At 69.7% G+C, this 14396-nt stretch carries 12 protein-coding genes; 11 read left to right on the forward strand and 1 reads right to left on the reverse strand.

Features of this window, described 5'->3' with window-relative positions; translation table 11 throughout:
• Positions 1–122 precede the first annotated feature (122 nt).
• On the forward strand, positions 123–851 hold the full coding sequence (locus tag AMY39116_RS0315940; protein ID WP_020418635.1) for a hypothetical protein: 729 nt from the start codon (positions 123–125) through the stop codon (positions 849–851).
• A 211-nt stretch (positions 852–1062) separates the two neighbouring features.
• Here AMY39116_RS0315940 and AMY39116_RS42935 read toward each other — a convergent pair whose 3' ends face one another.
• Positions 1063–1719 carry a TetR/AcrR family transcriptional regulator gene (locus AMY39116_RS42935; RefSeq protein ID WP_020418636.1) on the reverse strand — a complete coding sequence of 219 codons (657 nt, stop codon included), beginning with the start codon at positions 1717–1719 and terminating at the stop codon, positions 1063–1065.
• 294 nt (positions 1720–2013) lie between these two features.
• Between AMY39116_RS42935 and AMY39116_RS0315950 the strand changes: the two genes are divergently transcribed.
• The 10 genes from AMY39116_RS0315950 to AMY39116_RS0315995 all read left to right on the forward strand — a co-directional run bounded on the left by AMY39116_RS0315950 (position 2014) and on the right by AMY39116_RS0315995 (position 14389).
• Positions 2014–3012, forward strand: a complete 999-nt coding sequence (locus AMY39116_RS0315950) for an ABC transporter permease (RefSeq protein WP_039791548.1) — start codon at positions 2014–2016, stop codon at positions 3010–3012.
• A 44-nt stretch (positions 3013–3056) separates the two neighbouring features.
• Positions 3057–4133, forward strand: coding sequence for a sugar ABC transporter substrate-binding protein (locus tag AMY39116_RS42940; RefSeq protein ID WP_020418638.1), 1077 nt, complete (start codon positions 3057–3059; stop codon positions 4131–4133).
• A gap of 67 nt (positions 4134–4200) precedes the next feature.
• Positions 4201–6402, forward strand: a complete 2202-nt coding sequence (locus tag AMY39116_RS0315960) for an SMP-30/gluconolactonase/LRE family protein (protein ID WP_157358567.1) — start codon at positions 4201–4203, stop codon at positions 6400–6402.
• A 12-nt stretch (positions 6403–6414) separates the two neighbouring features.
• A complete protein-coding gene (locus AMY39116_RS42945; RefSeq protein WP_020418640.1) occupies positions 6415–7524 on the forward strand; it encodes an SMP-30/gluconolactonase/LRE family protein in 1110 nt (369 codons plus the stop codon).
• The gene (locus AMY39116_RS0315970; protein WP_020418641.1) at positions 7524–9068 is read left to right on the forward strand and encodes a sugar ABC transporter ATP-binding protein; all 1545 of its coding nucleotides are present in this window, start codon (positions 7524–7526) and stop codon (positions 9066–9068) included. Before AMY39116_RS42945 ends, AMY39116_RS0315970 begins: the two co-directional genes overlap by 1 nt.
• A gap of 12 nt (positions 9069–9080) precedes the next feature.
• Complete coding sequence (locus AMY39116_RS0315975) at positions 9081–10619, forward strand: class I adenylate-forming enzyme family protein (RefSeq protein WP_020418642.1); 1539 nt, start codon at positions 9081–9083, stop codon at positions 10617–10619.
• Positions 10620–10704: 85 nt separating this feature from the next.
• Positions 10705–11283 (forward strand): TetR/AcrR family transcriptional regulator, encoded by a 579-nt coding sequence (locus tag AMY39116_RS0315980; RefSeq protein ID WP_020418643.1) that lies wholly within the window; start codon positions 10705–10707, stop codon positions 11281–11283.
• Between the two features lie 241 nt (positions 11284–11524).
• Positions 11525–12283: an SDR family NAD(P)-dependent oxidoreductase gene (locus AMY39116_RS0315985; RefSeq protein WP_020418644.1), complete on the forward strand. Its 759-nt coding sequence runs from the start codon at positions 11525–11527 to the stop codon at positions 12281–12283.
• Between the two features lie 106 nt (positions 12284–12389).
• Positions 12390–13187: an SDR family oxidoreductase gene (locus AMY39116_RS0315990; protein WP_020418645.1), complete on the forward strand. Its 798-nt coding sequence runs from the start codon at positions 12390–12392 to the stop codon at positions 13185–13187.
• 29 nt (positions 13188–13216) lie between these two features.
• Entirely contained in the window at positions 13217–14389 is a 1173-nt protein-coding gene (locus AMY39116_RS0315995; RefSeq protein ID WP_020418646.1) for a thiolase family protein, read from the forward strand.
• Positions 14390–14396: the final 7 nt, after the last annotated feature.

Below are 14396 nucleotides of genomic sequence, written 5' to 3' on the forward strand. Positions count from 1 at the left end.
GACTCCTGTCTGTATCGATCGGTACAAAGGAGGGTAAGGGTGTGATCCGAGGACGTGCTGTGAGCTTTGACATAACCCGGTGACCGGGCAGACCGAGTGGTCCAGAAGAGTAGGGTGGGGCCATGGCCGACGCTGATCTGCACTTCTACTTCGACCCGGTCTGCCCCTTCGCCTGGATGGCGAGCAAATGGGTCCGGATCGTCGCCCGGCAAAAGCGCTACGACGTCGAGTGGCGGTTCATTTCGTTGCGGCTGCTCAACAGCCACATCGACTACGCCGCGCACTTCCCGCCCGAGTACGAGGCGTCGCACACCGCCGGGCTGAAGCTGCTGCGCGTCGCCGCGCGGATCCGTCAGGCGCACGGGCCTGACCCGATCGGGCCGTTCTACGAGGTGCTCGGTGCGGAGACCTTCGAGCGTGAACCGGTGCCGGGCGGCAGTGCCGCCGCGGTGCACCGGGGCACCAGGGCGCTCGCGATCGAGGCGTTGCGGCAGTGCGGGCTGCCTGAGGACTACGCGGACGCGCTGGAGGACTCCGGCTGGGACGCGGAGATCCAGGCGGAAACCGACACCGCCCTGGCGCTCACCGGCAAGGACGTCGGCACGCCCATCCTGCATTTCGAGCCGCCCGAGGGCACCGCGCTCTTCGGGCCGGTGATCAGCCGTCTTCCCACCGAGGAGGAGGCGCTCGAGCTCTGGGACCACGTGGTGGCGCTGGCGCGGTTCCCCGGGTTCACGGAGCTGAAGCGCAGCCTCCGGGAACGTCCCCAGCTGCTGTCGTTCGGCGTGCGGGAGGGTGAAGTGGGGCGGCAGGAGGACTGGCACGGCGGGAGCCGCCGCCAGAAGAAGTAGGCGGTCCGGTCGGCCGGGCCGCGAAGGCTGCGGGCGGGTTCGGTGATGACGCGATCCGCCGGCGGCGGCCGGTGGCTCGCGGACGTGCGGTGGACGTTCGGTGCGGTGGGAGCCGCGGCCGGGAGAAGGCGTAGCGCGGCCGGCCAGGAGATCGTGGCCGCGACGGACTCGCCGGTTGCGCCGGTGACCGGGCCGGCGGCCGCGGTGGTGGTCAGGGGATGGTGGCCGGAGCCGGTTCCGCGGCGGGTGCCGCCGTCGGCTGGGCGACGTGCCCGGTGGGCCGGAGCTGGCCGTGGATCACGAGGTCGGTGAGCCGGTCGGCGATGTCCTCCGGGGACAGCGGACCGCGCTCGGTGTCGAGCCAGACGTGGGTCCAGTTGAACATGCCCAGCACGCCGAGCACGACCACCCGGTCCGCGCTGGCGAAGACTCCCTCGCGTACCCCCGCGCGCAGCACCTCGGCGAAGAGGTTCTCGTACTCGTCGCGCAACGCGGTCAGCTGCGTTGCGCGCTTGCCGCTCAGCGCGTGCATTTCCCGGATCACCACAGTCACCTCGTCGCAGCGCGCGGCCATGATGCGCAAGTGTTCCCTGGCGAGCGCGCGCAGCTTCTCCGTCGCGGGGATGTCTTGCGCCACCACGGCCCTGCCCCGTTCGAGCGCCTCCTCGACGTGGCGCTTCGACAGGTCGTACAACAGGTCCTCTTTGGACCGGATGTGGTAGTAGAGAGCGCCGCGCTGCAGACCGGCCGCCTCGCCGAGCTCGGCGACGCCGGTGGCGTGATACCCCTTGCGTGCGAAGATCTCGGCCGCGACGCGCAGAATGCGCTCGTGGGTCGACTCGCCCGACGTGTCCCGCCGGTGTGCCATCGTTCCTCCCCGATTCGCCGATCGATGTCAGCGTACCGATCAGTATAGGGATCGCAACGGGCAGCGGTTGGCCGCGACGCCGACGGCGGGACGGTCCACGTACCCGCGCGTAGCAATGCGGCAGCGGGTCTGCCAGGCGATGTAGCCAGCGTTTTGTGAGCGCCGTCACTCATCTGGGTGAAGTCCGGACATGGCTGCTCGATCAGGGATTGACTCGCCGCAGATCACCTGTACCGTTCGGTCCGACGTTGATACTGACCGATCGATACAGAGCCATCGGACAACGGAGTGGCGATGAGCGGAACTCTTTTGCGGCGGCGATCCGGCCTGCCGGCCAACATCTCCCAGGAGCAAATCGTCCTCGTGGTGGTCGTGGCGCTCTTCGTGGTTTTCGGCCTGACCCTCAACGGCTTCCTCGAGCTGAACAACCTCGTCAACCTGGTGCGCAGCGTGTCGTCGCTCGGAATCTTCGGCGTGGCGATGGCGGTCGTGGTGATCGCACGCGGTATGGACCTCTCGCTCATCGCTTCGATGGGCGTCGCGACCGCGGTGGCGATCCAGTTGATGCGCACCGAAGTCAGCACGCCCGTCGCGCTGATCGTGGGCATCGGGATCGTGCTCGTGATGGGACTGTTCAACGGATTCCTGATCGCGTTCGCCGAGATCCCGGCCCTGTTCGCGACGCTGGCCTCCGGCCTGCTCGTCTACGGCCTGGCGCGCACGACCGTCCTCGATGGACTGATCGCTGAACTTCCCGGCGACCGGCACTTCGTCGTCGCCCTCGGTCAGGGCACCTTGTTCGGCATCCCGGTCCCCATCATCGTGTTCGTGGTGACCGCGGTGCTGGCGCAGGTCATGCTGTCGCGGACCAAGACCGGCCGGTTCATCTACGCACACGGCGACAACGCGGACGCGGCGGCCCTGTCGGGTGTTTCCGTCCGGCCACTCACCATCTTCGAGTACATGGCCAGCGCCGCGATCGGGTTCGTCGGCGGCCTCATCGTCGCCGGTTCCGTCGGCGGGCTCAACACGCAGGTGATCGACAGCTCGCTGATCTACGACGTGCTGCTCGTCGTCGTGGTCGGTGGCATCAGCCTGGTCGGTGGGCGGGGCAGCGTGCTGAGCGTGGTCGTGGGCACCGCGCTGATCGGTGTGATGCTCAACGGGATGACGATCCTCAACATGAACACGCACGAGCAGGACATCATCAAGGGCTTGATCCTGCTCGCGGCGCTCGTGCTGGACAACCGGCTGCACCCGCGTGACGAGGAGACCGTCCGCCAGGGCGACTGAACCCCGGACAACGGATTTCGACACAAGGACAAGGAGGTCCTGCCATGCGAATCGGCAAATCGCGGATGCTGCGGATCAGCGGGCTCGCCGCGGCCGCCGTGCTGGCTGTCACCGGCTGCTCGACCGGGGGCAGCGCCCAGACCACGGCCGCGGGGAACAACCAAGTGCCGCCGACGGCTTCCGCGGGCGAGTTGCGCGACCACGCGCTGAACAGCTTGCAGGGCAAGACGGCCGCGTTCGTGCCGGTCGGCATGGGCACCCCGCTGATGGAGGAGTGGAACCGGCAGCTGGAACGCGGCTTCAAGGCCGCCGGCATGAACTACGTCCTGCGCGATCCCAACTGGGACACCGCGAAGCAGGCCGAAGCCGTGCAGTCGCTCATCAACGAGAAGCCCGCGGTCCTGGTGGTGCACAACTTCGACGTGCAGATCCTCGCCAAGCTCATCCAGCAGGCGCAGCAGGCCGGGATCTACGTCATCCAGATCAACATGGTGAGCAACTACAAGTCGGACGCCTTCGTCGGCGCCGACACCATCGACCTCGGCCGCCGGATCGCCACCGACATCGTCGCGCAGTGCGGTGCGAACACCCCCACCTCGCACGAGGTGCAGATCGTGCAGGGCGACGCGACCTCCGGCTTCACGCTCGACGTGATGGCCGGTGCGAAGCAGGTCTTCGACCAGCACCCGGAGATCAAGATCGTCTCCACGCAGGCGGCGAACTGGGACCGCACCAAGGCACACGACATCACGGCGACGGTGATCCAGCAGCACCCGAACCTGTGCGCCAGCTGGGGTTTCTGGGACCAGATGCAGTACGGAGCGGCCGCCGCGATCAAGGAGGCGGGCAAGCTCGGCCAGGTCAAGGTGTTCACCTCCGACCACAGCAACATCGCCTGCGAGGGCGTGCGCGACGGCATGTTCTTCCAGTCCTACGGCTACTCGGTGCCCACGCAGGGCACGGACATCGTGGCGATCGCGAAGTACCTGGTCCAGTCCGGACAGGCCCCCGGCACGGCCCGGATCGCCGACTACACGCCGCTGGTGAAGATCGACAAGTCCAACTGGAACCAGCCGAACATGTGCTACGACGGCAAGAACGACGGGCTGACCGTTCGCTGATCCCATCCCCGCCGGGACGCCTCCCGCCCGCGGCGTCCCGGCGCCCCAGCTCCGGAGAGGGAGAACCATGACGGCAACTGCGGACGTGCGGCCCGCGACACCGCGGCGCCGCCCACCTGAGCGCAACGTCCGAGAGCACGAAACCGTTCGCGACCGGCTTCGCCACCTGCGTTACCGCGCCTCGCCGCAACAGTTCTTCGCCGAGCTGTTCGAGAAGAGGTGGATGGAGCCGGCCATCCCGCTGGCCATCCTGATCGCGGTGATCGTGTTCTTCTCCGTCGCGGCGCCGGGTTTCGCCACCTCCGCGAACCTGCTGTCGACGGCGGCGGAGCTCGCGGAGATCTCGTTGATCTGCCTCGGCATGGCCGTGGTGATGATCTCCGGGGGCATCGATCTGTCCGTCGGCTCGATGTTCGGGCTGTGCAACATGGTCGCGATCCTGCTGATCACCGTCGCCGGGGTGCCGGTCGTGCCGGCGATCCTGCTGACGCTGGTGGCCGGTGCCCTGCTGGGCGCCACCAACGGCACGATCGTCGCCTACCTCAAGGCGCGGCCGTTCCTGACCACGTTGGTCACACTGATCATCTTCCGTGGCGTGCTGAACCTGCTCGACCTGCACTACTCGGCCAAGACCGCTTCGGTGTTCGTCATGGACCCGGTGTGGGACTGGTTCGGCACGGGCAAGGTCGCCGGCCTGCCGTTCAGCTTCGTCACCTTGCTGGTCGTGCTCGTCGCCGGGCACATCGTGCTCAGCAGGTCGCGGCTCGGGTGGCACATCACCGCGGTCGGCGCGAGCCGGCGGGCCGCCCGCCACGCCGGCATCCGCGTGGAGCGGGTCCTGCTGATCAGCTACGTGGTCGCCGGGGCGCTGTGCGCGCTGGCGGGGGTCTTCTACGCGGCGCGGCTGAGCAGCGCCAGCGCGCGCGTCGGCGAGGGTCTCGAGCTGAACGTGCTGACCGCGGTCATCCTGGGCGGCATCAGCCTCACCGGCGGCAAGGGCACCGTCTGGCGTGCCTTCATCGGCGCGGCGACGATCAGCCTGCTGGGCAAGGGTTTGCTGCTGATGGACGTGGGCGGCGAGGTCCTGCAGACCGTGCTCGCGGTGGTGCTGATCGTCGCCGTGGGTCTGGACACCAAGTGGGGCAAGAACCGCGGCAAGGCCATCCAGAAGACCTACGTCAACCCGACCCTGGTCGAGTACGGCCCGCTGCCGGACGTCCGGCCGGGCTCGGGCAGCCCGTTCGAGATCAACGACCGGCTGCGCGACGCGGAAGCGATCGGGCTCGGCGAGGTCGAGGGTCCCGAGGACGTGATCGTGGACTCGCGGGGACGCGTCTACTGCGGTACCCGGCAAGGCTGGATCCTCCGCTTCTCCGGACCCGATTTCAGCGAGCGCGAGGTCTTCGCCCGCATCGGCGGGCACCCGCTGGGCATGGCGTTCGACGCCGAGGAGAACCTGATCGTGTGCGTCGGCGGCATGGGTCTGTATTCCGTGTCCCCGGACGGAAAGCACCGCAAGCTCTCCGACGAGACCAACCGGACGTGGGTCCAGCTGCGGGACGACTCGCGGTTGCGCATGGCCGACGACCTCGACATCACACCGGACGGCAAGGTCTGGTTCAGCGAGGCCACCACCCGCTTCGACATGGCCGACTGGATCCTCGACGGCGTCGAGGGCAGGCCCAACGGGCGGCTGCTCTGCTACGACCCCGCCACCGGGAAGACCCGGACGGTGATCCGGGATCTGGTGTTCCCCAACGGGATCTGCAGCTGCCACGACGGCGAGTCGCTGCTCATCGCGCAGACCTGGCTGTGCCGCATCCTGCGGTACTGGCACAGCGGGCCGAAGAAGGGCAGGCTGGAGATCTTCATGGACAACTTCCCCGGCTACCTGGACAACATCAACCGGGCCTCCGACGGCACCTACTGGGTGGCGCTCAACGGGATGCGTTCACCCACCTACGACCTCGCGATGCGCATGCCCACCTTCCGGCGCCGCATGATGAAGCGCATTCCGCGCGACGAATGGCTCTACCCGAGCATGAACCACGGCTGCGTGGTCAAGGTGTCCGACGCCGGAGAGGTGCTGGAAGCCTACTGGGATCCGGGCGGGGAGAAGCACTCCACCATCACGTCGATGCGCGAGCACAACGGCTACCTCTACATCGGGGGGCTCGAGAACAACCGGATCGGCCGCGTCGAGCTCCGCGCCGGTCGACCCGAAATGGCCACCACCGAGCGGGCGGGCCGTCCCGCCACCGTCGGCTGAGGAGGAGGACCGATGCCCCGAGTCGAAGCCTGGGAACTGGTCAAGGAGTTCCTCTTTCCCGGCAGGTCCGAGCACCGGGCCATCCCGCCGCTGGACGGCGGGCTCACGCCGAACGACGAGCTCGACGCCGTCGCGACCGCGATCGGCGGTCTGACCGAGCCCGAGGACGTGTGCCTGGACGAGCGCGGCGACCTGTACGTGAGCACCGCCGACCGGGTGGTGCGGGTGTCCGGTCCGGACTTCCGGCACTCCGAGGTGCTCGCCACCCTGCCGGGGCCGGCCGGCGCGCTGGAGCCCGGTCCCGACGGCCTGCTGGTGGGTGTGGCGGGGACCGGCCTGATGCGGGTGGGCCGTGACGGGGCGGCGGAGCTGGTGACCGCGGCCGACGAGTCCGGTGTGCCGATCCACTGCCCGACCGACGTCGCGCTCGCCGGCGACGGCACGATCTACCTCACCGACGGGTCGACGCGGCACCACGGCCGGGACTGGGTCCGGGACCTGATGGAGCAGAACGCCCGCGGACGGCTGCTGCGCCACGACCCCCGGTCCGGTCGCACCACCGTGCTGGCAGGCGGACTGGCCTACGCCAGCGGAGTTTCGCTGACACCCGGGCAGGACGCGCTCGTCGTCTGCGAGGCGTGGGCGCACCGGCTCCGCCGCTACCCGCTGGCCGGCGGAGCCGGTCGCACCTTGCGGGAGAACCTGCCCGGTTACCCGGGCCGGATCAACCCGGCCCCCGGCGGCTACTGGCTGGCGATGTTCGCGCTGCGCACCCAGCTGGTGGAGTTCGTGCTGACCCAGCGCGACTACGTCGAGGAGATGATGCGCACGATCGAGCCGGACTACTGGATCCGGCCCGCGCTGCGCGGCCTCGACTCCGGCCTGGAACCGTTGCAGGGCGGGCAGATCCGCAAGCTCGGCGTGATCAAGCCGTGGGCGCCCCCGCGGTCCTACGGCCTGGTGGCCCGGCTGGACGAGGAGGGCTACGTGGTCTCGAGCATGCACAGCCGCGGCGGTGGCCGGCGGCACGGTGTCACCTCGGCCCGCCAGTGCGGAAGCCGGCTGTTCATCGCGGTGCACGGCGGGGACCAGGTGCTGGTGACCGGGGCGGGGGAGGCGTGATGAACCAGTCCATCGTGGAGCAGCTGGAGATCGACCCGGCGGCCGGGCAGACCCTGCTCGTCGAGATGTCGAAGGTGACCAAGACCTACCGCGGCGTGCACGCGATCCACGACATCGACTTCGACCTGCGCGCCGGTGAGGTGCACGCGCTGGTCGGCGAGAACGGCGCGGGCAAGTCGACGCTGTGCAAGATCCTCGCCGGCGCGGTGCAGCACTCGAGCGGGGAGCTGCGGATCGGTGGCGAGCTGGTGAACTTCCGCCGCCCGCACGACGCGCTCGAGCACGGGATCGCGATGGTGTACCAGGAGACGAGCCTGGTGCCGACGATGACCGCGGCGCAGAACATCGAGCTGGGGCACGAAAAGGTGCTGACCCGTTTCCGCTCGCTCAACATCGGGGCCCAGCAGCTGCTGCAGTCGATGAACTTCCACGTCGATCCGACGGCCTACGTGTCCACCTTGGGCGCGGCGAAGAAGCAGATGGTGGAGATCGCGCGGGCCCTGCGCTCCCGGGCGCGGATCGTCATCTTCGACGAGCCGACCGCGAGCCTCACCCCGGAGGAGACGCTCCACCTGTTCAACGTCATCAACGATCTCCGCGCGGCGGGCCTGGGCGTCATCTACGTCTCGCACGCCCTGGAGGAGTCGCTCAAGATCGCCGACCGGGTCACCGTCCTGCGTGACGGGGAGCGGGTGGCGTGCCTGGACGCGGCCAAGACCGACCGGGACGAGATCGTCCGGCACATGGTGGGGCGTGAACTGGGCAGCACCACGCGGGTCGAGCCGCGTCGCACCGCGGACGTTCGCAAGCGCCGCGTGCTGGAGGTCGAGAACCTCATCCTGGGCAACGTCGTGAAGAACATGTCGTTCTCCGCCTACGCGGGGGAGGTGCTCGGCGTCGCGGGGCTGATCGGCAGCGGCCGCACGGAAACCGCGAAGATCATCGCCGGGGCGCTCAAGCGCAACCGCATCCACGGCGGCCGCGTGCTGCTCAACGGCAAACCCGTGCGCTACCGGGTGCCGAAGCAGGCGATCGACGACGGGATCGTCTACATCACCGAGGACCGCAAACTGGACGGGTTCTTCGAGACGATGACCATCGCCGAGAACCTCTACCTCGGCCTGCTCGCCTCGCGCAAGGGGCGGCGGCAGTGGTGGTTGTCCTCGGCGCGGCGCAAGCGGGTGGCGAAGGAGTGGAGCGACCGGCTGCGGATCAAGGCGATCAACGCCGACGCGAAGATCGTCGAGCTCTCCGGCGGGAACCAGCAGAAGGTGGTCGTCGGCAAGTCGCTGGTGGCGGACCCGGAGGTGATCATCTTCGACGAGCCGACCCGCGGTGTGGACGTCGGCGCGATCGAGGAGATCCACCAGTTGATCCGGCAGCTCGCCGACGAGGGCAAGGCGGTCATCGTGATCTCGTCCTACCTGCCGGAGATCCTCGCCGTGTCGGACCGGATCCTGGTCGCCCGGTTCGGTCGCACCGTGGCCGAGTTCAGCCGGGAAGAGGCCACCCAGGAAAAGATCATGTACGCCGCGATCTTCTGAAGCGGAGCGAAAATGGACAGTTACACGGTGGCCGAGCTGCTGCGCAAACCGCGCCTGGCCGGCCGGGTCAACGAAGGCCGCGTGGCGGTCGTCTTCGAAAGCCGTGAGGTCACCTTCGACGAGCTCGACGAGCGGTCGGACCGGCTCGCGGCCGCCCTGCACGCCCAGGGTTTCGCCAAGGGCGACCGGGTCGGCGTGCTGCTGCACAACCGGGTCGAATGGGTGGAGCTCTTCTTCGCCGTCGCCAAGCTCGGCGGGGTGGTGGTGCCGCTCAACTACCTGCTCAAGGCCGGTGAGCTGCGCTACATCCTGGACGACTGCGCGGCGTCCTGGGTGGTGTACGAGCAGGCGCTGGAACCGGTGGTGAAGGAGCTGCGCGCCGGCGGGTCGGCCGCCCGGTACGTCGGCGTGGGCACCGTGGACGGGGATTTCGCGTATGAGGAGCTGATCTCGCGGGCCGGCCCGCCGCCGGAGGTCGAGGTCGGCTCGGGAGACCTGTTCCTGCTGCAGTACACCTCCGGGACCACCGGTGCGCCGAAAGGCGCGATGCACACCCACGCCACGGTGCTGTGGAACTCCTTCCACCAGGTCGTGGACTACGGCATCACCGCGGACGAGGTGTACCTGGTGGTGCCCGCCTTGTGCTGGGCGGCGGGGTTCCACGACCTCGCCCTCGCGACGTTGTGGCGGGGCGGGCGGGTGGTGCTCTCGCCCAGTACCGGCTTCACCCCCGAGCGGTTCCTCGCCATGGTGGAACGGCACCGGGTGACGTCCGTGCTGCTCGTTCCCACGGTGCTCAAGCGTGTGCTCGGGCATCCCGGCCTCGGCGACCACGACGTCAGCTCGCTGCGGCTGATCTGCAGCGGCGGCGAACCGGTGCCGCTGACCGCGCTCGCCGACGCCCGCCGCCTGCTCCCGTCCTGTGCGGTGCTGCAGGTGTACGGGATGAGCGAGTTCCCCACGATGATGACCTACGTACGACCTGACGAGGCCGTGGGCAAGGCGGGCTCCGCCGGGCGCGCCTGCAGCGCGGCCGAGGTGCGGGTGGTGGACGAGCGCGGGCAGGACACCGCGCCGGGCGAGGTCGGCGAGATCATCTGCCGCTCGCCGGCCACGATGATCGGCTACTACGGCAAGCCGGACGCGACGGCCGCCACCCTCGAGGGCGGCTGGCTGCACACCGGTGACCTGGCCCACGTCGATGAGGACGGCTACCTCTACATCTCCGGCCGGTCGAAGGACATGATCATCACCGGCGGGCTGAACGTGTACCCGGCCGAGGTGGAACGCGTGGTCGCGCAGCACCCGGCGGTCCTCGAGGCCGCGGTGGTGGGTGTCCCGGACCCGGAGTGGGGCGAGGTCGGCGCGGCCATGGTGGTCCTGCGGCCCGGGTGCGAGCTCGGCGAGGAGGAGCTGACGCGGTACCTGAAGAGCGAGCTGGCGACCTACAAGATCCCGCGCCGGTTCACCTTCACCGGCACGTCGCTGCCGCGCACGACCTCGGGGAAGGTGCAGAAGTTCCGGGTGCGGAACCTCCTGGGTCTGCGCTGACCACGCCTGAACGCCGGTAGCGCGCCTCCGGGCGATATCATGTGGATCGTTCGGTCCACGATCGGGAGTGAGGGCGGCGTCGGCTATGACGGTCACGAGTTTCGAGGCGAACAGGGCGCGCGTGATCGGCATCGCGGCGGATCTGTTCGCCCGGAACGGCTACCACGGCACCGGGATGGCCGAGCTGGGGCAGGCGGTCGGGCTCGGCCGGGGCGCGCTCTACCACTACATCGGCAGCAAGGAGGCCGTGCTCTACGCGATCAGCAAGGAGCAGGTCGACAAGATGAACAGCTACGCCGAGGCGCTGCTCGACCAGGATCTCTCTCCGGAGGAGCTGCTCCGGCGGATGGCCCACGGGCTGCTGGCCAACATCGCCGAGCACCGCTCCGAGTGGGCCGTGTTCTTCCGCGAGTACACCGCACTGACCGGTGAGCGCCGGGACCACGTCATCGCGGCCCGTGAACGGTACGAAAGCTACTGGCGGCAGGCGCTGGACAACGGCGTGCGTGCGGGGGTGCTGCGCCAGACCCCGCGCCTGCTGGTGAAAGGGATCCTGGGCATGCTCAACTACACGTACCTGTGGATGGAGCCCGACGGCGAGCTGAAACCCGACGAGGTCGCGGACATGTTCCTCGACGCGCTGATCGACGGCATCCGGGCCTGACGCGGATCGAGCGGCCCCCACGATTCCGCGCCACCTGCCTTGCGAAAAATGTGACGTGTACCGTTCGGTACGAAACTGCTTGTCGTTGTTTCGCCTGCTCTGCTACAAACAGGGGACATCGGCTGCCCGCCAACGGGTTTTGTGGACCGGGTCTCCCTCGCCGGGCCCTCGCGGCCGGCTCGTTCTCCTTGCCCTTCCGTGGCTTCCCTGCGCCGGTGTCGCCGACGTGGAAGGAAACGACATGCGAATCGACGACAGCGCTGCCCTGGTCACCGGCGGTGCGTCCGGGCTCGGCCAGGCGACGGCCCGCCTGCTGGCCGAGAAGGGGGCGCGGGTCTTCGCGCTCGACCTGCCCGCGGCGGTCGCGGCGGCCACCCCGGTCGAGGGGGTGACCTATGTTGAGGCCGACGTCACCGATGCCGACCAGGTGCAGGCGGCCGTCGGCACGGCCGCCGACGCGGGCGCGCCGCTGCGGATCGCGGTGAACTGCGCGGGGATCGCCCCGTCGGCCCGCATCGTGTCCCGCTCGGGCAGGCACGACGTGGCCCTCTTCCGGAAGGTCCTCGACATCAACCTCACCGGCACCTTCATCGTGCTGACCGTCGCCGCCGAGGCGATCGCCACGACCGAGCCGCTGGCGGACGGCGCGCGCGGGGTGGTGGTCAACACCGCGTCGGCCGCCGCGTTCGACGGGCAGATCGGGCAGGCCGCCTACGCCGCGTCGAAGGGCGGCGTCATCGGGCTGACCTTGCCCGCGGCCCGGGATCTGGCGTCCTCGGGCATCCGGGTGATGACCATCGCGCCTGGCATCGTCGACACCCCGATGATGGCCACCGTCGCCGAGGGGTACCGAGCCGGGCTCGCGGCCGGCGTCCCGTTCCCGCCGCGGTTCGGGCGGCCCGACGAGTACGCGCGGCTCGTCGCCACCATCGTCGAACACGATTACCTCAACGGCGAAGTCATCCGGATGGACGGAGCGATCCGGATGGCGCCGCGATAGGGAATCCGCGCGGCGAAGACGGGCGAAACTCTGCTCGAAGTCTTGTACCGACCGGTCTATACAGGTATTGTTCGAGCCAGTCCAGCGTCGGATCCCGGGAGGAATCGTGACCAGCAGCGCGGGGTGTGCCCTCGTCACCGGCGGGGCGGGCGGAATCGGCCGCGAGGTCGTCCGGCAACTCGCCGAACGCGGACTGCACGTCATCGTCGCCGACCTCGACATCGACGCGGCCGGCCGCGCGGCGGACGAAGCCGGAGCCGCCTCCGCGGTGGCCTTCGACGTGGGTGACCCCGGAGCCTGGGAAGTGGCGGTCGAAGCCGTCGGGGCCGCCGGTCTCCCCCTCACCGCGCTGGTGCTGAACGCGGGCGTCGCGCTCGGCGAAGCGGAGCTCCTCGACGTCGATCCCGTGGCCTACCGCCGCGCGTGGTCGGTCAACGTCGACGGCGTGGTCCACGGCTTGCAGGCCCTCGTGCCGCGGCTGCTGGCCGCGCGCGGGCGCGCGGTCGTGACCGCGTCACTCGCGGGCATGACCGCGGTGCCGTTCGATCCGGTGTATGCGATGACGAAGCACGCGGTGATCGGCTTGGTCCGGAGCTACGCGCCCACGCTCGCCGCCAAGGGGGTCGGGCTGCACGCGGTCTGCCCCGGCCTGGTCGACACGCCGATGCTGGGCGCCGCCCGTCCCGAGCTCGACCGGCTCGGCTTCCCGCTGGTCACCGTGCCCGACGTGGCACGTGCGCTGGTCTCGTGCGCCGTCGGCGACGACCCGAGCGAGGTTGTCGTCGTCCAGCCCGGCCGGGAACCCGTGCCCTATCGGTTCGCCGGCGTGCCCGGCGGCCGCACGGGCGGCCCGATGCCCGCTCTGCCGTCCCGGCTGCCGATCGGCACCCGCCGGTCGGTGTGAACCCGCCCCAGGGAGGAACCATGACACCAGTGCGCGACGCGGTCATCGTCGACGTTGTGCGCACGCCCGTCGGCAAGGGGAAGAAGGGCGGTGCGCTCTCGCACGTCCACCCCGTGCACCTGCTCGCCGACGTCCTCGCCGCACTCGTCCGGCGCGCCGATCTCGATCCGGCCCTGGTCGACGACGTGATCGGCGGTTGCGTCACCAAAGCGGGGGAGCAGGCGATCAACCCCACCCGCAGCGCCGTGCTGGCCGCGGGCTTCCCGCTCTCGGTGCCGGCGACCACGATCGACCGGCAGTGCGGTTCGAGCCAGCAGGCCGTGCACTTCGCGGCACAGGCGATCCAGGCCGGCGCGGCCGACATCGTCATCGCGTGCGGTGTCGAATCGATGTCGCGGGTGCCGATGCACTCCGATGCCCAGGGTGCCGACCACCTCGGCTCGCGGATCGCGGAGCGGTTTCCCGGTGGCGGGCTCATCGGCCAGGGGCTGTCCGCCGAGCTGATCTGCGCCCGCTGGCAGCTGGACCGCGACGAGCTGGACGAGTTCTCCGCGGCCTCGCACCACCGCGCCGCAGCCGCGCGGGATGCCTTCGCGCCCGATCTGATCACCGTCACCGACGCGCCCGAGGTCACCGTCGACGAGACCGTCCGGCCGGGGACCACGGTGCAGGCGCTCGCCGGGCTCCGGCCGTCCTTCGTGGACGAAGCGGCTGCGCGGCGGTTCCCCGAGATCGACTGGAAGATCACGCCGGGCAACTCCTCGCCGCTGACCGACGGTGCGGCGGGCGTCCTGCTGATGAGCGCGGAGAAGGCCGAGCAGCTGGGCCTGACCCCGCGGGCGCGGGTGCACTCGATGGCCGTCGTCGGGGACGACCCGATCGTCATGCTCATGGGCGTCGTGCCGGCCACCCGCGCGGTGCTCGAGCGTGCCGGGCTGACCGCCGACGACATCGACCTGTTCGAGGTGAACGAGGCGTTCGCGCCGGTTCCGCTGGCCTGGATGAACGATCTCAAGGTGGAGCACGACCGGCTCAACGTGCACGGCGGTGCCATCGCGCTCGGCCACCCGCTGGGCGCCAGCGGCGCCCGGATCATGACGACGCTCGTCGGCGCGCTGGAGCGTCGCGGGGCCCGCTTCGGGCTCCAGACGATGTGCGAGTGGGGCGGCATGGCCAACGCCACGATCGTCGAGCGGATCTGACCCTTCT

This window comes from Amycolatopsis sp. ATCC 39116 (assembly GCF_000231075.2).
Taxonomy (GTDB): domain Bacteria; phylum Actinomycetota; class Actinomycetes; order Mycobacteriales; family Pseudonocardiaceae; genus Amycolatopsis_E; species Amycolatopsis_E tucumanensis.